At 71.9% G+C, this 17,893-nt stretch carries 15 protein-coding genes and 1 pseudogene; 8 read left to right on the top strand and 8 right to left on the bottom strand.

All coding sequences use genetic code 11. The annotated features are described in order from the left end of the window. Positions 1-20: 20 nt before the first annotated feature. From ACLVWQ_RS34670 to ACLVWQ_RS34680, 3 genes are all read right to left on the bottom strand, one after another. Positions 21-731, bottom strand: coding sequence for a cytochrome b/b6 domain-containing protein (locus tag ACLVWQ_RS34670; RefSeq protein ID WP_414113208.1), 711 nt, complete (start codon positions 729-731; stop codon positions 21-23). After that, complete coding sequence (locus ACLVWQ_RS34675) at positions 718-1,473, bottom strand: molybdopterin-dependent oxidoreductase (RefSeq protein WP_414113209.1); 756 nt, start codon at positions 1,471-1,473, stop codon at positions 718-720. The genes ACLVWQ_RS34670 and ACLVWQ_RS34675 overlap by 14 nt, the downstream gene beginning before the upstream one ends. 79 nt (positions 1,474-1,552) lie before the next feature. Continuing rightward, entirely contained in the window at positions 1,553-3,208 is a 1,656-nt protein-coding gene (locus ACLVWQ_RS34680; protein WP_414113210.1) for an FAD-binding dehydrogenase, read from the bottom strand. Positions 3,209-3,361: 153 nt separating this feature from the next. On the opposite strand from ACLVWQ_RS34680, the gene ACLVWQ_RS34685 reads away from it, so the two are divergent. The 6 genes from ACLVWQ_RS34685 to ACLVWQ_RS34710 all read left to right on the top strand — a co-directional run bounded on the left by ACLVWQ_RS34685 (position 3,362) and on the right by ACLVWQ_RS34710 (position 8,105). Beyond that, a complete protein-coding gene (locus ACLVWQ_RS34685; protein ID WP_414113211.1) occupies positions 3,362-4,255 on the top strand; it encodes a DMT family transporter in 894 nt (297 codons plus the stop codon). Between the two features lie 104 nt (positions 4,256-4,359). After that, the gene (locus ACLVWQ_RS34690; protein WP_414113212.1) at positions 4,360-4,875 is read left to right on the top strand and encodes an NUDIX domain-containing protein; all 516 of its coding nucleotides are present in this window, start codon (positions 4,360-4,362) and stop codon (positions 4,873-4,875) included. Positions 4,876-4,947: 72 nt separating this feature from the next. Continuing rightward, positions 4,948-5,340 (top strand): YidH family protein, encoded by a 393-nt coding sequence (locus ACLVWQ_RS34695; RefSeq protein WP_414113213.1) that lies wholly within the window; start codon positions 4,948-4,950, stop codon positions 5,338-5,340. After that, the gene (locus ACLVWQ_RS34700; RefSeq protein WP_414113214.1) at positions 5,337-5,651 is read left to right on the top strand and encodes a DUF202 domain-containing protein; all 315 of its coding nucleotides are present in this window, start codon (positions 5,337-5,339) and stop codon (positions 5,649-5,651) included. Before ACLVWQ_RS34695 ends, ACLVWQ_RS34700 begins: the two co-directional genes overlap by 4 nt. Before the next feature lie 183 nt (positions 5,652-5,834). Next, on the top strand, positions 5,835-6,857 hold the full coding sequence (locus ACLVWQ_RS34705) for a phosphotransferase family protein (protein WP_414113215.1): 1,023 nt from the start codon (positions 5,835-5,837) through the stop codon (positions 6,855-6,857). Positions 6,858-6,863: 6 nt separating this feature from the next. Beyond that, positions 6,864-8,105: an acyl-CoA dehydrogenase family protein gene (locus tag ACLVWQ_RS34710; RefSeq protein WP_414113216.1), complete on the top strand. Its 1,242-nt coding sequence runs from the start codon at positions 6,864-6,866 to the stop codon at positions 8,103-8,105. 7 nt (positions 8,106-8,112) lie between these two features. Here the strand turns inward: ACLVWQ_RS34710 and ACLVWQ_RS34715 are convergent. From ACLVWQ_RS34715 to ACLVWQ_RS34730, 4 genes and pseudogenes are all read right to left on the bottom strand, one after another. Next, positions 8,113-8,502, bottom strand: a pseudogene (locus ACLVWQ_RS34715) (SCO6745 family protein); the annotation flags it as partial. A gap of 77 nt (positions 8,503-8,579) precedes the next feature. Further along, positions 8,580-9,173 carry a TetR/AcrR family transcriptional regulator gene (locus ACLVWQ_RS34720; RefSeq protein WP_414113217.1) on the bottom strand — a complete coding sequence of 198 codons (594 nt, stop codon included), beginning with the start codon at positions 9,171-9,173 and terminating at the stop codon, positions 8,580-8,582. Positions 9,174-9,246: 73 nt separating this feature from the next. After that, positions 9,247-10,929 carry a class I adenylate-forming enzyme family protein gene (locus tag ACLVWQ_RS34725; protein ID WP_414113218.1) on the bottom strand — a complete coding sequence of 561 codons (1,683 nt, stop codon included), beginning with the start codon at positions 10,927-10,929 and terminating at the stop codon, positions 9,247-9,249. Next, positions 10,926-11,693: an SDR family oxidoreductase gene (locus ACLVWQ_RS34730; RefSeq protein ID WP_414113219.1), complete on the bottom strand. Its 768-nt coding sequence runs from the start codon at positions 11,691-11,693 to the stop codon at positions 10,926-10,928. Before ACLVWQ_RS34730 ends, ACLVWQ_RS34725 begins: the two co-directional genes overlap by 4 nt. Before the next feature lie 221 nt (positions 11,694-11,914). On the opposite strand from ACLVWQ_RS34730, the gene ACLVWQ_RS34735 reads away from it, so the two are divergent. After that, the gene (locus ACLVWQ_RS34735; RefSeq protein WP_414113220.1) at positions 11,915-13,186 is read left to right on the top strand and encodes an exo-beta-N-acetylmuramidase NamZ domain-containing protein; all 1,272 of its coding nucleotides are present in this window, start codon (positions 11,915-11,917) and stop codon (positions 13,184-13,186) included. A 254-nt stretch (positions 13,187-13,440) separates the two neighbouring features. Continuing rightward, positions 13,441-14,781, top strand: a complete 1,341-nt coding sequence (locus ACLVWQ_RS34740; protein ID WP_414113221.1) for a serine-threonine protein kinase — start codon at positions 13,441-13,443, stop codon at positions 14,779-14,781. Positions 14,782-14,808: 27 nt separating this feature from the next. Here the strand turns inward: ACLVWQ_RS34740 and ACLVWQ_RS34745 are convergent, their stop codons facing one another. Then, positions 14,809-17,598 carry a penicillin acylase family protein gene (locus ACLVWQ_RS34745; RefSeq protein WP_414113222.1) on the bottom strand — a complete coding sequence of 930 codons (2,790 nt, stop codon included), beginning with the start codon at positions 17,596-17,598 and terminating at the stop codon, positions 14,809-14,811. Positions 17,599-17,893 lie beyond the last annotated feature (295 nt).

Consider the following 17,893-nt stretch of genomic DNA (forward strand, 5'->3'; position numbering starts at 1 on the left):
CCCCGACCTGGCCCCGTTCCTCACGGCCGCCAGAGCGGATGTTCCCGCTCGGCCCACTCCCGGCTGACCTCGCCCGTCCGCAGTCCCCTCCGGGACTCCGGGCGGGCGAGTGCCATCCCGATGTGTCCCGCGAGGACGAGCCCGATGGTCAGGGCGAGCCAGTCGTGCACGAAGGTGGCACTCGTGCGCCAGACCAGCGGGGCGAGGTGGGTGAACCACATCAGCAGCCCCGTGCCGACCATGACCAGGACGGCCCCGGCGATCCAGCCCGCGTACGTCTTCTGCCCGGCGTTGAACTTCCCGGCCGGCCGGGACGCGGGCCGGTCGTCCCGGCGCAGCGCCGAGCGCAGCCAGACCCGGTCGTGCGGCCCGAAGCGGTTGAGCAGCCGCAGGTCGGCCCGGAAGGCGCGGGAGGCGAGCCCGGCGAGCACGGGTACCGGCAGCAGCAGCCCCGACCACTCGTGGACCCGCACCACCAGCTCGCGGCGGCCGACGACCTCGGCGAGCTGGGGCAGATAGAGGGCGGCCGCGGTCAGCACGCACACCCCCATCAGGACGGCCGTGGTGCGGTGCACCCAGCGCTCGGCGGGCGTGAAGCGGCGGACGCGCAGCGCACCCGCGAGCCGCTCCCCGGAGCGCTCTCCCGGGCGTTCCCCGGGGTTCGGTGCCGGTGCCGGTGCCGGTGGTGAGGCGTCGGTCGCACCGGTCGCGTCGGTCTCAGGTCGCGTCATCGTCCCGTCCGTTCGACCGGCCCACCCACGCGTCCACGTCGTAGCCGCGTTCCTCCCAGTAACCGGGGCGGACGTCCGACGTGACGGTGATGCCGGAGAGCCACTTCGCCGACTTGTAGAAGTACATGGGCGCCGCGTAGAGGCGTACGGGGCCGCCGTGGGCGTGGTTGAGGTCCTTGTCCTGCATGCGCAGGGCGACGACGACGTCGGCGCGGCGGGCCTGGGACAGCGTCAGGCTCTCCGAGTACGCGCCGTCGAAGCAGGTGAAGCGCACCGCCCCGGCCGAGGAGCGCACCCCCGCGGCGTCCAGCAGCTGGGAGAGCCGTACCCCTTCGAAGGGGGTGTCCGGCACCCGCCAGCCGGTGACGCACTGGACGTCGCGGACCATCCGTGTCTGCGGCAGGGCGCGCAGATCGGCCAGCGTGTACGTGGCCGGACGGTCCACCAGGCCGTCGATCCTCAGCCGGTAGGAGTCCTCGTCCTTGTGCGGCACGGAGGAGGTGACCGAGTAGTAGCGGAAGCCACCGCCGTTGGGCAGGAGGCCGGTCAGGCCGGTGGGGTCCTTGTCCGCGGCGCTGCCGAGGAAGGACTCCAGGCCGCGCTGGAGCGTGGGCGCGGTGACCACTCCGAGGGCGCCGAGTCCGAGCATCCCGAGCATGAGCCGGCGGCCCACCGGGGCGCCGCTCTCCGCGGGTTCGGGTTCGGGTCCGCCGGCGGCCGCTGACGACAGTTCCGGGTTCACCTACTGATTCGAACACCCCCGGCCGCCGGAAGCCAGGGGCCCAGGGTGCTCGTCAGAATTCCGTAATCAGTTCCCGCCGTCAGTTCACGGCCTTCGCCGCGGCGCGCCCCGCCGCCCGTCCGGAGAACAGGCAGCCGCCGAGGAACGTGCCCTCCAGGGAGCGGTACCCGTGCACTCCCCCGCCGCCGAACCCGGCCGCCTCCCCCGCCGCGTACACCCCGGGCAGCGGGTCGCCGCCCTCGGTCAGCACCCGGGAGGAGAGGTCGGTCTCCAGGCCGCCGAGCGTCTTGCGGGTGAGGATGTTGAGGCGGACGGCGATGAGCGGCCCGGCCTTGGGGTCGAGGACGCGGTGCGGGGTGGCCGTGCGGATCAGCTTGTCACCGAGGTAGGCGCGGGACGCGCGGACCGCCATCACCTGGAGGTCCTTGGTGTAGGGGTTCGCGATCTCCCGGTCGCGCGCGACGATGTCGCGGCGCAGGGCGGCCTCGTCGATGAGCGGCTCCTTGGTGAGCGCGTTCATCCCGCGCACGAGCGCGCTCAGGTCCTTCTCGACGACGAAGTCCGCGCCGTGGTCCATGAACGCCTGGACCGGCGCCGGCACGGCGGCCAGCCCCCGCTGCAGGACTCCCTTGACGGACTTGCCGGTGAGGTCGGGGTTCTGCTCGGACCCCGAGAGCGCGAACTCCTTGCCGATGATCTTCTGGTTGAGCACGAACCACGTGTAGTCGTACCCGGTGCTCATGATGTGTTCGAGCGTGCCGAGGGTGTCGAAGCCGGGGAACAGCGGTACGGGCAGCCGGTTGCCGCGCGCGTCCAGCCAGAGCGAGGACGGTCCCGGCAGGATGCGGATGCCGTGCTTGTCCCAGATGGGGTCCCAGTTCTGGATGCCCTCGGTGTAGTGCCACATGCGGTCGCGGTTGATGAGGCGCGCGCCGGTCTCCTCCGCGATGCCGAGCATCTTGCCGTCCACGTGCGCGGGCACGCCGGAGATCATCCGCTCGGGCGGGGTGCCGAGCCGCTCGGGCCAGTTGGCGCGTACGAGGTCGTGGTTGCCGCCGATGCCGCCGGAGGTGACGATCACCGCCTGCGCCCTGAGTTCGAAGGCGCCGGTGACCGTGCGGCCGCTGGCCTGGCCGCGCGCGACGGACGACGGCTCCAGGACCTCGCCGCTCACCGTGTCGACCGTGCCCGCGCCGCGCGAAAGACCCGTGACGCGGTGGCGGAACTTCAGCTGTACGAGGCCGCGCGCCACGCCCTCGCGGACCCGGCGCTCGAAGGGTGCGACGAGACCGGGACCTGTACCCCAGGTGATGTGGAAGCGCGGTACGGAGTTGCCGTGGCCGCCCGCGTCGTAGCCGCCGCGCTCGGCCCAGCTGACCACGGGGAACCAGCGGACGCCCTGCTGGTGCAGCCAGCTCCGCTTCTCCCCGGCCGCGAAGTCGACGTACGCCTCGGCCCACTTGCGGGGCCAGTGGTCCTCCGGGCGGTCGAAGCCCGCGGTGCCCATCCAGTCCTGGAGGGCCAGCGCGTGACTGTCCTTGATGCGCATCCGGCGCTGTTCGGGAGAGTCCACGAAGAACAGGCCGCCGAACGACCAGTGCGCCTGGCCGCCGATCGACTGCTCGGGCTCCTGGTCGAGAAGGATCACCTTGCGCCCCGCGTCGACGAGTTCCGCGGTCGCCGCGAGACCCGCCAGGCCCGCTCCGATCACGATCACATCTGCGTCGTACGCCATGAGCAGGTCCTCCTCGGCCTTGTTACTGGTCGGTCAGATCCTTGGGCAACGGAGTGACCCAGTCAACTGCCGGGTTCGGGGTACTCGGGCTAGAGTCTTCGATACCGCACCTCGCCCCGTAGCCCGTAACCCCCGAAGTCTGAGGTACGCAGCGTGTCGGTTCTGGTTCTCGTCCTCGCCGTCGGCGCGGCCTGCTGCCTGGGATTCGGATTCGTCCTCCAGCAGAACGCGGCGGCTCGCGCGCCCCTGGGCGACTTCCTCTCCCCCCGCCTGCTCCTCGACCTGGTGAAGGTGCCTCGCTGGCTGGGCGGCATCGGGTTCATGGTGGCGGGGATGGTGCTGGGCGCGATCGCGCTCGCCCACGGTGAGGTGTCCCTCGTCGAACCGCTGCTGGCGACGAACCTGCTGTTCGCGCTCATGCTCTCCCGGCGCCAGACCCGCCAGCCGCTCGGCAGACAGGGCTGGGGCGGGCTGCTGCTGCTCGCGGGCGGCGTGACGGCCTTCATCGTGGCCGGGCAGCCGAAGGGCGGCGCCGACATCACCGATCCGGTACGGCACTGGCTGATCATCGGGATCATGGTGGGGCTCGCCCTGCTGCTCACGACGTACGCGAAGCGGTCCCGGCTGAGTGCGGGACCGGCGCTGCTCGCGGTGGCGGCGGGGCTGCTGTACGGGGTGCAGGACGCCCTCACCCGGGTGAGCGGGCAGCGGTTCTCGGACGGTGGCTGGGTCGCGCTCGCCACCGGATGGCAGGTGTACGCGGTCGTCGTGCTCGGGATCACCGGACTCGTGCTCGTGCAGAGCGCCTTCGAGACCGCCCCGCTGCGGATGTCGCTGCCCGCGCTCACCGCCGCCCAGCCGCTGGCCGGGATCGCGTGCGGGGTGGGCTTCCTCGGGGACCGGTTGCGGACCGACGCCGGAGCGCTGGCCTGGGAGTCCGCGGGGCTCGCCGGGATCGTGGTGGGCGTGGTCCTGCTGGGACTGCATCCCGCGATGCCGAACGGTGTCTCGCTCAAGGAGCGGCTGCGGGATCTGCAGCCTCGCTGACGGCCGGCCGGCCGCTCGCCGACCGCCGCGCGCGCACGGCTGCCGCACGGTTGCCGCCCCGACTGCCGCTGACGGAGGGATCTTCGTACTGCTTTGATGGTCGGATGACTTCCGCTGACGAGATTCTGGACGTCGTCGACGAGCACGACGTGGTGGTGGGCCAGGCCCGGCGTGGGGACGTGTACGCGCGCGGGATGCGGCATCGATGCGCGTTCATCCAGGTCAGGGATGCGGCCGGGCGGCTGTTCGTCCACCGGCGCACCGCGACCAAGCTGGCGTTCCCCTCCCTGTACGACATGTTCGTCGGCGGGGTCCTGGGCGCGGGCGAGGGCTACGACGAGGCGGCGCTGCGGGAGGCCGAGGAGGAGCTGGGGGTGTCCGGGCTGCCCCGGCCGGAGTTCCTCTTCAAGTTCCTGTACGACGACGGGGCCGGGAAGAGCTGGTGGTCGGCCGTCTACGAGGTGCGGTGCGAGCTGCCGGTGGACCCGCAGGCCGAGGAGGTCGCCTGGCACGCCTTCCTGCCGGAGGACGAGGTGCGGGAGCGGCTCGCGGAGTGGGAGTGGGTGCCGGACGGGCTCGCCGCGTACGCGCGGCTGCGGGCCTTTCGGGAGGCGGGCTGAGGTCCGGCTCCCGCCGGTGCGGGTGTGTGGGGCCGGGATCGCCCGCGCGGCTGCCCCGGTAGGGTCGCCGGCGTGATCGAATTTGTGCGGAACGTCCGTATGTGGTTCGCGCCCGAGCGGATCGAGGCGGAAGGGACCACCCCCGACTACCGGTTCTCGTTGGCGAACGAGCGGACGTTCCTGGCCTGGCTGCGGACCTCGCTCGCGCTGATCGGCGGCGGTTTCGCCGTCGACCAGTTCCTGCCCGACCTGCGGTGGGCGTGGCGGGCCGGGCTGGCGCTCGGGCTGCTGGCCGCGGGCGTGCTGTGCGCGCTGCGCGCGGTGAACCACTGGGTCCGCTGCGAGCGCGCGATGCGCCGGGGCGAGGACCTGCCGGTGTCCCGCTTCCCGGCCCTGCTGAGCATCGGGGTGGCCCTGGTGGCCGTCGCGATGGTGGTGGTCGTGCTGGCCGGGTGGGAGGGATGACGGCACCGGCCCGGGACCCCGGACTGCAGCCGGAGCGTACGCGGCTGGCCTGGCGGCGGACGACCCTGGCGGCGACCGTGGCCGCCGTGCTCGCGGGGAAGTCGGCGCTGCGCGACGGGCCGGGCGTGACGGCGTTCGTGGCCTGCGCGCTGTGCTGCGGGCTGTGGCTGGGGTTCCTGGCGGTCGCGCACCGGCGGATCAGCACCCTGTCCGGGGCCGTGCCGCCGGCGACGCTCACACCACGGCACGCGGGCGTCGCCACGCTCTGCACGATCGCGCTGGCGGTCTGCGCGACAGCACTCGTCTTCTGAGTGTCGGGTACGTCGGGTACCACCGCGTCGGGTACGTCGGGTACGTCGGGTACCGCCGCGTCAGGTGCCGCGCGGCCGAGACTCCGGTCACTTTTCGTCGTACGGTCCGCTCGCCCACTGGACGGCATACCGACCGGTCGGCATCATATGGGGAGTCCTGATTCCCGCCAACGGAGGAACACGATGAGTCCAGACCACCCGCCGGGTCTCGATCTCGACCGGCTGCGCGGCCTGCTCGACGGCGAGCGGCCCGGACTGGTCCACGGCCCGCTGTCCGGCCGGCTGATCGAGGGCGGACGGTCGAACCTCACGTACGCGGTGACGGACGGTACCTCGAAGTGGGTCGTACGCCGGCCGCCGCTGGGCCATGTGCTGGCCACCGCGCACGACATGAAGCGCGAGCACCGGGTGATCAGCGCGCTGCACCCGACCGCCGTACCCGTGCCGGGGACGCTGCTGCTCTGCGAGGACGTGGAGGTGCTCGGCGCGCCCTTCTACGTCATGGACTTCGTGGAGGGCACGCCCTACCGGACGGCCGAGCAGCTCGCTCCGCTCGGCCCCGAGCGCACGCGCGGCGCGGTGCTCGGCCTCGTCGACACCCTGGTCGAGCTGCACGCCGTGGACCCCGCCAAGGTGGGCCTCGCCGACTTCGGCCGGCCCGAGGGCTTCCTCGACCGGCAACTGCGGCGCTGGGGCAAGCAGTTGGACGCCTCCCGCAACCGTGAACTGGCCGGGATCGACGAGCTGCACGCCGCGCTTGGGCGTGACCTGCCGCGCTCTCCCACGCCCACGATCGTGCACGGCGACTACCGCCTCGACAACGTGCTGATCGGCGAGGACGACCGGATCAGGGCGATCCTCGACTGGGAGATGTCCACGCTGGGCGATCCGCTCACCGACCTGGGTCTGCTGGTCATGTACAGCATGCCGCTGGGACTGCCCGACTCCCCCGTCTCCACGACCGCGACGGCCGCCGGGCACCCGGAGCCGGCCGAGCTGATCGAGCGGTACGCCGCGCGCTCGGGGCGCGACGTGTCCGCCGTCGCCTGGTACACGGCGTTCGCGTGGTTCAAGCTCGCCGTGATCCTGGAGGGCATCCACTACCGCTACACGCTCGGCCAGACCGTCGGCGCGGGCTTCGACCGCATCGGTGACCTGGTGCCCGTGTTCATCGAGCACGGTCTGACCACCCTTCAGGAAGGCTGACGGACCATGGACTTCGCATTCGACGCGCGCACCGAGGAACTGCGTGCCAAGCTCCTCGCCTTCATGGACGAGTACGTCTATCCGGCGGAGGCCGTCTCCCACGAGCAGCGTGAGCGGCTGTCCTCGCCGTGGGACACCCCGGCCGTGGTCGAGGAGTTGAAGGCCGAGGCCCGCCGCCAGGGCCTGTGGAACCTCTTCCTGCCGGACGCCGCGTACGGGGCCGGGCTGACGAACCTCCAGTACGCGCCGCTCGCCGAGATCACCGGCCGTTCCCCGCACCTGGCGCCGACCGCGCTGAACTGCGCGGCGCCCGACACCGGCAACATGGAGGTGCTCACCCAGTTCGGCGACGAGCAGCAGCGCAAGCAGTGGCTGGAGCCGCTGCTCGCCGGTGAGATCCGGTCGGCGTTCGCGATGACCGAGCCCGAGGTGGCCTCCTCCGACGCCACCAACATCACGACCCGCATCGAGCGGACCGGCGGCGGATCCGACGGCACGTCCGGCACCGACGAGTACGTCATCACCGGGCGCAAGTGGTACATCTCCGGGGCGATGAACCCCGACTGCAAGATCTTCATCGTGATGGGCAAGACGGACCCCGAGGGGTCCGACATCCGCCGCCAGCAGTCGATGGTCCTGGTGCCGCGTGACACCCCGGGTGTCGAGGTCAGGCGCGCGATGCAGGTGTACGGCTACGAGGACCACTCGCACGGGGGCCACGCCGAGGTCGTCTTCCACGGCGCGCGGGTCCCGGTCACGAACCTCGTCGGCGAGGAGGGCGGCGGCTTCGCCATCGCCCAGGCGCGGCTCGGCCCCGGCCGTATCCACCACTGCATGCGGCTGATCGGCATGGCCGAGCGGGCGATCGAGCTGATGTGCCGGCGGGCGCTCTCCCGTGAGGCCTTCGGCAAGTCGCTGGCCCAGCAGGGGGTCGTGCACAACTGGATCGCGGACGCGCGGGTGGCCGTCGAACAGCTCCGTCTGCTGGTCCTCAAGACGGCCTGGATGATGGACACCGTCGGCAACAAGGGCGCGCACACCGAGATCCAGGCGATCAAGATCGCCACGCCGCGTACGGTCGTCGACATCATCGACAAGGCGATCCAGCTGCACGGCGCGGGCGGCGTCAGCCAGGACTTCCCGCTGGCCGAGCTGTGGGCGAGCGCCCGCACGCTGAAGCTGGCGGACGGCCCGGACGAGGTGCACCAGCGGTCGCTGGCACGCAACGAGCTGAAGAAGTACGCCTGATCCGCCCGGCCGGGAAGGCGCCCGCCGACTCGGTGAGGCGCTCGGTGGCGGCGGGCCCGAGGTGTTCGTACGGAGCGGCGTCCAGGCGGTCGGTCAGCGTCTCGGCCGCCTGGACCGCAGGTCCGCACCCGCCTCCGTGAGCTCCCCCGCCCCGTCCAGCAGTTCGCGTTCGCGCAACCGGCCCCGGGCGGCGGCCCATTGCTCGGCGGACCAGCCGCGGGTCCTCATGAACACCGCCGGCCGTCAGCAGCGCCGCGAGGTGGCCGTCGCCCCGGTGCTCGCGCAGCAGCGTCGCGGCGTGCCACAGGGCCAGGTGCGGCTCCTCGGGCACGGGGAGTCGGGCGTTCGCGGCGTACGGCGGCCGTGCCTGCCGGCGACGCTCGTGGCCACCGCGCAGACGCCTGCGGTCTGACCCGCGGAAGAGGACTGCGCGGTTCCCCGCGCCCCTGACAGTCGGGGGCGCGGGGAACGTGCCTACGGGCGAAGTGCCCGCAGCAGCATGTCCGCCAGGTGGTCGGCGACCTCCTGCTGCGAGAGCGGGCCGTCGGGGCGGTACCACGTCGACAGGTGGTGCACGGAGCCGAAGTGGTAGTCGACGACGAGATCCGCCGGCGTCTCCTTGGAGAACACCCCCGCCTCCTGCCCCTCCTCGATCAGCGCCCGGAACCGTTCGTGATAGCGGCGCCGTTCGGCCCGTACCTGCTTGTTCTTCTCGGGGCTCAGATGATGCATCGAGCGGAAGAAGATCGACGCGTCGTCGAGGTTGTCGATCGTCGTGACCACCACATCGGCGGCGGCCCCCCGCAACCGCTCCTCCACCGGCGCCTCGGAGTCCGCGAAGGCGTCGAGCCGCTCCTGCTGCACGCGCAGCACGCGCGCGTACACCTCGTGGAGCAGATCGTCCTTGGACCCGAAGTAGTGGTAGAGCGCGCCTTTGGTGACGCCCGCCGCCTCGACGATCTCCTGGACCGAGGTGCGGTCGTAGCCGCGGTCGGCGAAGAGCCGGGTGGCGGCGGCCAGCAGCCGCCTCGGAACGGGCGTGCCGTCCCCGTCCGTCGTCCTGGGCACTGCCGCCACCTGCCTTCCAGTTCTCTTTGTGAGGTTCCACGCGTGTGTGTACTTCTTACGCGTGTGTGTACTTCTACGCCTGCGGCCGGGACCGCAGTTCCCGACGGAGGATCTTTCCACTGGCCGTCTTCGGCAAGTCGGGCAGGATCTCGACCTGTCGCGGGTACTTGTAGGCGGCCAGTCTCTCCTTGCAGTACGCGGCGAACGCGGCCGGGTCCTCCTGTGCGCCCGGCCGGAGGCTGACGTACGCCTTGACGGTCTCGCCGCGGTACCCGTCGGGAACCCCGACGACCGCCGCCTCGCGCACGGCGGGGTGGGTGTAGAGGACGTCCTCGACCTCGCGCGGCCACACCTTGAAGCCGGACGCGTTGATCATGTCCTTCTTGCGGTCGACCACGTACAGCCAGCCGTCCGCGTCCATGAACCCGATGTCACCGGTGCGCAGCTCGCCGCCGGGGAAGGTCTCCGCGGTGGCGTCGGGGCGCCGCCAGTAACCGGGCACGACCTGCGGACCGCTCACGAGGATCTCGCCCGGTTCCCCGAGCGGCGTCTCGCGGCCGGTGTCGTCCACGATGCGCACGACGCCGTCCGGGCCGGGCAGGCCCACGGCGAGCGTCCCGGAGACCGGGTCGACCGGCGCCTCACGGCCGGGCGGCACGGACGCGCAGGGCGCGGTGCACTCGGTCAGTCCGTACCCGTTGCGGATGTACGGGCCGAACCGCGCCCGGAACTTCTCGACGAGCGCGGGCGGCAGCGGCGCGCCTCCGGAGGAGATGTGCGCGAAGGAGGAGAAGTGGTCCGGCGTCACGGCCGGGTGCGCGGCCAGCGCCATGAAGGCGGTCGAGGGGCCGACCGTGTAGTGCGGCCGGTGCTCGGCGAACGCGTCGAGGACGACCCCCGGCTCGAAGCGGTAGGCGAGGACGAGCGTGCCCCCGCTGTTGAGGCACGCGACGAACTGGCAGACCATCCCGGTGATGTGGAACAGCGGCGCCAGCGCGAAGTACACGGGCCGCTCGGGCAGGGCCAGGCCCGTCCGCTGGCGCTCGGCGTTGTACATGATGTTGCCGTGCGTGTTGGTGGCTCCCTTGGGGGCGCCGCTCGTGCCCGAGGTGTAGCTGATCAGCGCGATGTCCGAGGGGCCGGGACCGGGACCGGGGCCCGCGCTGCCGGATGCCGCGGGGGCCTGGTGGCCCGCCTTCGCCACGGTCGTGAGGTCGTCGGCGTCCGGTGCCTGCGGCAGCCGCTCGAAGGTCAGCACCCGCGCGTCGCCCCGCGTCTGGAAGTCCAGTTCGCAGCCGGTCAGCACGACGCGTACGGACGTGCCGGCGGCCGTGTCGCGCAGATACGTGTCCCAGGCGCGGTCGGAGCAGATCAGCGCCGTGACCTCGCCGTCCCGCAGGACATGGGTGACCTCCCCCGACTTGTACATGGGGTTGACGGGCAGGACGGTCGCGCCGGCCTTCCAGGCGCCGAGGACGGCCAGCACGAAGAGGGGGCTGTTCTGCAGCAGGACGGCGACCCGGTCACCGCGCTCCACACCCCGGGCGGCGAGGTGCCCGGCGACGGAGTCGCTCAGCTCGTCCACCTCGCGGTAGCTGAGCCGTCCGTCGAAGTAGGCGAGGAAGGTTCGGTCGGGGGCCGCGGCGACGGCCCGGCGCAGGGCGTGCACGGGCGAGGCGTCGGGGCTGACCGGTCCGCGCTGCGCCTCGTCCAGCAGCGCGATCCACGGCCGGGCCGCGTACACGGAGGTGGTCATCGGCCGTCCGCCTCCCACTTCTGCTGGATGTGGTTCATGCTCGTCAGCCAGCGGTCGGGGGTGGCGGCCCGCGCCTGGTAGTAGTCGGCGACCTCGGGGTGCGGAAGGATCAGGAACCGGTCCTCCTCGATCCCCGCGAAGAGGGCGTCCGCGACGTCCTCGGGCTCGATGGCGGTGGGCCGCAGCACCAGGTCCCCGGCGCTGCCGGTGTCCGCGAGCATGTCGGTGCGGACGCCCTGCGGACAGATCGCGTGGACCTTCAGACCACGGTGGCGGTACGTGAGGGAGAGCCACTCGGCGAAGGCGTACGCGCCGTGCTTGGTGACGCTGTACGGGGCCGCGCCGACCATGGTGAGCAGCCCGGCCGCCGAGACGGTGGAGACGAAACGGCCGCTGCCGCGCTCCAGCCAGGCGGGGAGCAGTTGGTGGGCCGCACGGACGTGTGCCATCACGTTGACGTCCCAGGCGAGCTCCCAGACCTGCTCCGGGGCCGCCTCGGTGCCGCCGGAGCCCACGCCCGCGTTGGCGCAGTAGACGTCGACGGTGCCGCCCAGTGCGTCCCTGGCCTCGGCCACGATCGTGGAGGCGTCGCCGGGGACGGCGGTCCCGCCGATCTCTTCGGCGACGGCCGCGGCCTTCGCCCCGTCCAGGTCGTTGACCACGACCCGGGCCCCCGCGGCGGCGAACCGACGGGCCAGCGCGGCTCCGATCCCGCCACCCGCCCCGGTGACGACCACTCCGGCATCCTGCATGGCTTCCACCATCGGTCTCCTTCGACACGACGAGAACACGGCTCCGCTACACCGACAGACTAACCGGTCGGTATGCACCCCGGAAGGGGATCGGGGACGGCATCGAACCGCGGCTCCGGCGCGGGGCGCGACACGCCACGACGAGCCCGCGGCTCACGGCCGAGGCTTACGAACGACCGGCACAGGCCCTACCGTGCACGGTGCCACCCCTTCCGCGATCACGGAGGACCCCCATGCGCCGCCTGTCCAGACGGAGTCTCCTCGCCGCGACGACCACCGCCGCCGCCCTGTCCGCGGGCCCGCCCGCGACGGCCGCACCGGCGGCGGGGCCCGCCGCCGCCCCGCCGCCGGCCGACCGCCGTTTCCGGACCGGCTTCGACCGGCTCGCCGCGGCCGGCTACGCCCTCCTGGCGGGCGACCGCGTCGGGATCGTCACCAACCCGACGGGCATCACCAGGGACGCACGCCACATCGTCGACGTGACGCACGCGGACGACCGGGTGGACCTGGTCGCCGTCTTCGGCCCGGAGCACGGCTTCCGCGGCACCGCGCAGGCCGGCGGCTCCGAGGGCCGCTACGACGACCCGGCGACCGGGCTCCCCGTCTACGACACGTATCTGAAGAGCGGACAGCCGCTGGCCGACGTCTTCACGGCCTCCGGCGTCGACACGGTCGTCTTCGACATCCAGGACGCGGGCGCCCGGTTCTACACGTACATCTGGACGCTGTACGACTGCATGGCGGCGGCTCAGCTCGCGGGAAAGCGTTTCGTGGTGCTCGACCGGCCGAATCCGGTGACGGGCCGTGGCGCGTACGGGCCGGTGCTGCACAAGGAGTTCGCGACCTTCGTGGGCCGGGAGCCGATCGCGCAGGCGCACGGGATGACGGTCGCCGAGCTGGCCCGGCTGTTCAACGCGGAGTTCCTCACCACGCCGGTGCCCCTGGACACCGTGTCGATGTCCGGCTGGCAGCGGTCCGACTTCTACGACGCCTCAGGGCTGCCCTGGGTGCCGCCGAGCCCGAACATGCCGACGCCCGACACCGCCCTGGTGTACTCGGGCACCTGCCTCTTCGAGGGGACGAACCTCTCGGAGGGGCGCGGCACGACCCGCCCCTTCGAGCTGATCGGCGCCGAGGGCATCGACCGCCGGTGGGCCGCCGCGGCCGGTGAACTCGCCCTGCCCGGGGTGTACTTCAGGGAGGCGTACTTCGCGCCCACCTTCTCGAAGTTCCAGGGCAGGACCGTCGGCGGTGTGCAGCTCCACGTGCACGACCGGGCCGCGTACGACCCGGTACGCACCGGGATCGCGCTGCTGGTGAGCGCCAAGCAGGTCTGGGACGGCTTCGCCTGGCGTCCGGACAACTGGATCGACAAGCTGACGGGCTCCACGCTGGTGCGCACGATGATCGACGCGGGCGCGACGGCCGACGAGGTCGTGGCGGGCTGGCAGGACGAGCTGGCCGCGTTCCGGCGGGTGCGCAAGGAGTATCTGCTCTACCGCTGAAGCGCCTCCCGCACCTCACTGAACCCCACCGAACCCCACCGAGGGTCTCCCGAACCCCCGCGGGGCAGCCGTCCCGGACCGTCCGCGGCGTCCCGGTCGCACCGGATCGCCTATCCTGGACCACCCGTTCCCGATCATCCTCCGAGATATGAGTCCGGGCTGGTCAGTTCGGACGTGGTCGCTGGCCGACTCGCCCCGTCGGCGGGACGATACGGGCACCGCGCACGGGTTGCGGAGGCCGAAGGGGGCTCGTCATGACGGATACCGCAGTGGGCGTGAGCCCGTACTGGGAGCTGACGTTCGACGCGGACGGGGACGTGGACGGCAGGCAGCGCGACCGGCTCCTGCGGGAGGTGGTGGAGCGGGGCGTCAAGGACCTGATCGTGTTCGCGCACGGCTGGAACAACGACCGCTCGGCGGCGACCCGGCTCTACAGCCGCTTCTTCGAGCCGGTCCCCGCTCTCGCGCCGAACGCCCGGCTCGGGTACGTCGGGGTGATCTGGCCGTCGATGCGGTTCTCCGACGAGCCGATCCCCGACTTCGAGCGGACCGTGACCGCGGTGTCCGTGGGCCCGGCCCTGGCCAAGGGCACCCGGGGCGCCCTGCTGACGGCCTTCCCCGGCCGCGCCACGCTGATCGACCAGATCGCCCGGATGCTCGACCAGCAGCCGGAGGGCGAGGCCGCGTTGGAGGAGTACGGGCGGCTGGTGCGGCTGCTCGTCGAGCTGCGCCCGGAGGCACCGGGCGCCGCCTTCGCCGCGGACACCCGGACCGAGACGGGACCCCACGGCGATCCGGAGATGTTCCTCGGGAACACGGCGGAGATCTGCCACGAGTTCGCGCGGGCGCTCGCGGAGGACGGCGAGGCGGCGGGAGCCGGGCCCGGCGGCGAAGCGCCCCGGGCCGCGTCCGCCGCCCTCCCGAGCGCCTGGGACGGGGCGCACGAACTGCTGCGCCAGGCCACCTACTTCGCGATGAAGCGGCGGGCCGGCGCGGTCGGTGAGCGCGGGCTCGGACGGCTGGTCGGACGGCTCGCCCAGGCGGCGCCCGGGGTGCGCGTCCACCTCGTGGGGCACAGCTTCGGCGGGCGCCTGGTGTCGTTCGCGCTGCGCGGGCTGCCCAAGGGGGTGCGGACCGTGAAGTCCGTGACGCTGCTCCAGGCGGCCTTCTCGCACTACGCGTTCGCGGCGCGGCTGCCGCACGAGGCGCGGTCCGGCGGTGTGCTGCACGGCCAACAGGACCGGATAGACGGGCCGTTGGTCTGCTGCTTCTCCCGCTTCGACTCGGCGCTCGGCACCATCTACCCGCTGGCCTCCCGCACGGCGGGCGACGACCGGACCGTCGCCGGTCTCGGCGTCCCCCCTCTGCTCGGCGCCCGGTGGGGCGCGTTGGGCCACGACGGGGTGCAGGCGGTGGCCGGCACGAAGGTGTTCACGCTCTCCGACGCGCTGCGGGCGAAACTGCCCGCCTCGGGGTGCGTGAACATCGACGCGTCCGCGGTGGTGCGGCGCGGCGGACGCCCCTCGGGCGCCCACAGCGACATCTGCCATCGGGAACTGGCCAGGGTGGTACTGGCGGCGGGCCGCATCAGCTGACCCGCCGCCGCTGCGCACGTACCCGTGTCACCGGTGCGAGGTGAACTCCACGACCTGCTGGTAGGTCGGCCGGTTCTGCCAGCTGATCCTGCCGTGCTTGATGCCGCCCAGGGTCCGCTGGTTGATCGAGTCGGCGCACCACTGGTCGCCCGCCGAGCAGAGCTCGTCACCGGGGTAGACCTGGGCCGCGGTCCGGCCGGCCGCCTGCTTGAGCGTGCTGATCAGGATGTCCCGGCAGGCGCTGAGCACGCCGCCGCCGCAGTACGGCTGGGCGAGACCTCCCTGGACCGACTCGCCGAGCACCGCCCTGATGTCCTTGTGGACGTAACTCCACCAGCCGTACTGGAAGGAGCTGCCGGCGTGCGAGCCGGTGGGCCCGTGTCCCGCCGAAGGGGCCTCGTCCACCGGGAGGTTGTTCGTCAGGGCGGTGTAGAGGCCGCTGCCGAGGCCGGGTTCGAACTCGCCCTTCACCAGCAGCGGCCACCAGGCGTCCAGGAGCCGGATCGCCTCGGCGTCGGCGTACGCCTTCGAACCCGCCGAGGTCTCCTTGCGCTTGGCGCCCGCCGTCACCCAGGCGGACAGCTTCGTGACCGCCGCCGCGGCCGTCGTGTCGGTGACCGGCGAGCTGTTGACGACCTGCAGCAGCTTCGGCAGCACGTCCTCGGCGCGCAGGTCGGCGAGGGCCGCGTCGGCCATCGCCTTGGTGAGGGACGCCCGGGTCACCCCGCCCGCGGTCACCAGTTTCCGCACCCGGTCCTCCAGGAGGTCGCCGCGGTGGACGGAGCCGTTGCCCCAGGAGGCCGTGGTGTAGTCCTTGGCCTGCTTGTTGTTCCAGGAGATGTAGTAGTCCTGGTCGATGGAGTTCGGGTGGGCCGACGCCGGGGTGTAGTCGGCGGTGTTCGTCGTCGGCGTCCAGTTCCGCCACTCGTACGCCGGCTGCGCCCAGACCGGGAACTCCGCGTCGACGCCGGTGGCGCGTACGGGGTTGTCGCCGCTGTTGTAGTACGCGGTGTGCCGCGAGTCGGCGTAGAACCAGTTGAACGTGAAGTTGATGTGCTGCACCGCCGCCTGGAAGGTCTGGGGGCTCTGCACGTAGTCCGGGTCGTTGAGCATCTGGAAGCCGATGATCGAGTCGGCCTCGTGCATGAAGGAGGAGCGCAGCGAGGTGTAGGCGACCTTCTTGCCGTCGACCGTGGCCCGGTGGGTGACCGGCCCGTACTTGGTCCGCCAGACCTGCATGCGGTACGAGCCGGCCGCGGTGCCGTCGGCGGTGGTGGGCTTCCACGCGTTGGTCTGCTCGATCTTCTCCATGGCCGTGCAGGTGCCGCGGTAGAGGTAGTGCGTGTCGTCCTGGCACAGCTCGACGGCGTACGTGTCGATGATGTCCTGGCCCGAGGTCGTGGCGCTCCACGCGTAGTCCTGGCCGCGGCCGAGTTCGACGTACATGCTCAGGCCCGCGAAGGAGGCGCCGCGGGCGCTGAGCCCCGGTCCCTGGATCTCCTGGAGCATGAGCAGCTGTGGCGCGAAATAGCCGGTCTGCGGTCCGAAGACGGCGACGGGGTGGCCGCTCGCGGTGTGGTCGCCGCTCACCACGAGGGCGTTGGACATACCGCGCCGGGCGGAGCTGAGGGCGCTCGCCGTCGCCGAGGCGGTCGTCCCGGTGGCCGTGGCGGTGGCGGCGCTGCCCGTGCGGTCGTAGACCAGCGGTTCCTCGCTGAGCGTGCCGGCGGTGGGCAGGGCCGCGCCCTTCGGGTCGGCCGGTTTGGTGGCGTACGGGAAGCTCTCGCCGTCGTGGACGGTGAGCGCGGCCTCGGGGTCGTTGCGCTCGCGGAAGGACTCCCAGACCTCGGTGCCCTTCGCCACGCCGTACTTGGACTGGGCGGCGAGCAGCGAGACGGCGTTGTTGACCTCGCCGCCGCCCCCGGAGCCGAAGAGCGCGCCGATGACCGAGGCGAGGGCGACCAGGTCGGTCTCCTTGAAGTGCTCGATGGTCCCGGCGTTGGTGATGGAGTCCTTGTGGCCGGTCAGGACGTACTCGCCGGGGAAGTAGCGGCCGCTGTCGGAGGCGTCTATGTAGGAGTTGATGCCGGCGAGGTACGCCCTGACGTCGGCGAGCGCCTGCTGGCCGCGGGCGCCGTTCGTGGCGACGGCGCTGTCGATCTGGGCCTGCAGATCGGCCTCGGTGTAGGGGGCGTGGCGCCAGAACTCCTGTTCCAGACCCTGGTTGGACGGGGCTCCGCCCGCGAAGGGGGTCAGTTTGCCCCGGCCGACGTGCCGGAAGACGTCCATCAGCCAGAGCCGGTCCTGGGCGGCCGCGTAACCGGCGCCGAACTCGGTTCCGTAGCGGGTGGTGCCCGTGATGTGCGGCACGCCGGTCTTCTTGTCACGGACGATCGTCACGTCGGTGCGCCCGGCGGGCTTCAGCGTGGATTCGACCTGATCGGCGGGGACACCGAACGAGGCGTCCCTGAAGAAGTCATTAATTTTGGCGTCGGTGAGGGTGGAGTGGCCCGACGCCAGACTCCCGTAAGGCGCCAGCTGGTCCTCCGCGTGGGCGGGCTGGGTGCCGAAGGCCTGGTTGAGAATGATCTCGGCGAGGGTCGCATTGCCGTTCTGACCTGGCGGAAGAATGTCGGAACACTGACCGCCGCAGTAGTCGTTCGCCGCCGCGCGGGGGGTGTCGGCGGCGACCGCCTGGGAAAGCGGTGACAAAAGGCCGGTAATGAGAACACATACGGAAGCTCCCGTGAGGAACTTGGGGAATCCGCGGGGAGTTCTCAGTCTGTCAAGGATGGTGCGTGGGGTACGCCGAGGCATGGCTGACTCCTCACGACGGGGATGTGCCGGACGTTACCGCCGGTATCCCCGTGTTTGAAGATGAACATGCGTCACTTTTGGCACCGGAGGAGCCGACGGGCCCAGCCGGGGCCGCCGACCGTCAGGGGCCGACGGCCGCGAAAAGCTCGGCAGACGGCCGACAACTGCCTTGCGGGTGGCCGATAACCGGCGGATCGGCGGTTCAGCGGCGGTCGCCGAAAAACAGATGGAGCCGAATCGCGTGTCGATACGTCTATTCGGCGACGTCCTTACGACGACGCCGAAGTGACCGAAG

The sequence above is a fragment of the Streptomyces sp. CWNU-52B genome (assembly GCF_047444975.1).
Taxonomy (GTDB): domain Bacteria; phylum Actinomycetota; class Actinomycetes; order Streptomycetales; family Streptomycetaceae; genus Streptomyces.

What these genes read in the sequence shown, in the direction of transcription:
- ACLVWQ_RS34700 (WP_414113214.1), top strand. Translation starts at nt 5,337, where the DNA reads ATGACGGCACCGGCCCGGGACCCCGGACTGCAGCCGGAGCGTACGCGG.
- ACLVWQ_RS34740 (WP_414113221.1), top strand. Translation starts at nt 13,441, where the DNA reads ATGACGGATACCGCAGTGGGCGTGAGCCCGTACTGGGAGCTGACGTTC.
- ACLVWQ_RS34710 (WP_414113216.1), top strand. Translation starts at nt 6,864, where the DNA reads ATGGACTTCGCATTCGACGCGCGCACCGAGGAACTGCGTGCCAAGCTC.
- ACLVWQ_RS34690 (WP_414113212.1), top strand. Translation starts at nt 4,360, where the DNA reads ATGACTTCCGCTGACGAGATTCTGGACGTCGTCGACGAGCACGACGTG.
- ACLVWQ_RS34705 (WP_414113215.1), top strand. Translation starts at nt 5,835, where the DNA reads ATGAGTCCAGACCACCCGCCGGGTCTCGATCTCGACCGGCTGCGCGGC.
- ACLVWQ_RS34725 (WP_414113218.1), bottom strand. Translation starts at nt 10,929, where the DNA reads ATGACCACCTCCGTGTACGCGGCCCGGCCGTGGATCGCGCTGCTGGAC.
- ACLVWQ_RS34680 (WP_414113210.1), bottom strand. Translation starts at nt 3,208, where the DNA reads ATGGCGTACGACGCAGATGTGATCGTGATCGGAGCGGGCCTGGCGGGT.
- ACLVWQ_RS34670 (WP_414113208.1), bottom strand. Translation starts at nt 731, where the DNA reads ATGACGCGACCTGAGACCGACGCGACCGGTGCGACCGACGCCTCACCA.
- ACLVWQ_RS34735 (WP_414113220.1), top strand. Translation starts at nt 11,915, where the DNA reads ATGCGCCGCCTGTCCAGACGGAGTCTCCTCGCCGCGACGACCACCGCC.
- ACLVWQ_RS34745 (WP_414113222.1), bottom strand. Translation starts at nt 17,598, where the DNA reads ATGCCTCGGCGTACCCCACGCACCATCCTTGACAGACTGAGAACTCCC.
- ACLVWQ_RS34730 (WP_414113219.1), bottom strand. Translation starts at nt 11,693, where the DNA reads ATGGTGGAAGCCATGCAGGATGCCGGAGTGGTCGTCACCGGGGCGGGT.